The 722-nt window shown below is 52.9% G+C and carries 1 rRNA gene; it reads right to left on the bottom strand.

The window, feature by feature from the left end:
• A 23S ribosomal RNA gene (locus tag E4U82_RS19635) occupies positions 1–696 on the bottom strand; the annotation flags it as partial.
• Positions 697–722: the final 26 nt, after the last annotated feature.

The raw sequence follows: 722 nt of genomic DNA, 5'->3' as shown, positions 1-722 counted from the left end.
GCGCCCTGTTCAGACTCGCTTTCGCTTCGGCTCCGTGTCTGCCACTTAACCTTGCATACGATCGCAACTCGCCGGTCCATTCTACAAAAGGTACGCCGTCACCCATAAACGGGCTTCGACTACTTGTAAGCGCACGGTTTCAGGTTCTCTTTCACTCCCCTTCCGGGGTGCTTTTCACCTTTCCCTCACGGTACTGGTTCACTATCGGTCACCAGGAAGTATTTAGCCTTGGGAGATGGTCCTCCCGGATTCCGACGGAATTTCCCGTGTTCCGCCGTACTCAGGATCCACTCCGGAGGAAACACCTTTTCGACTACAGGGCTCTTACCTTCTTTGGCTGATCATTCCAGATCGATTCGTCTAAAGCGTTTCTTGGTAACTCCGATGGAGTGTCCTTCAACCCCGGAAAGTAAACTTTCCGGTTTGGGCTTCTTCCGTTTCGCTCGCCGCTACTCGGGAAATCGCTTTTGCTTTCTTTTCCTCCGGGTACTGAGATGTTTCAGTTCCCCGGGTCTGCCTCACGTACCCTATGTATTCAGATACGCGTACTGCCCCATTACGGACAGCGGGTTGCCCCATTCGGAAATCCCCGGATCACAGTCTACTTACGACTTCCCGGGGCATATCGGTGTTAGTCCCGTCCTTCTTCGGCTCCTGGTGCCAAGGCATTCACCGTGCGCTCTTCTTCACTTAACTAATCAAAACGTTCGTTTAACGAACGC

It is taken from the genome of Lentibacillus salicampi (assembly GCF_004565465.1).
In the GTDB taxonomy this organism is placed as follows: Bacteria; Bacillota; Bacilli; order Bacillales; family Amphibacillaceae; genus Lentibacillus; species Lentibacillus salicampi.
This window is presented reverse-complemented; position numbering and strand designations above follow the sequence as displayed.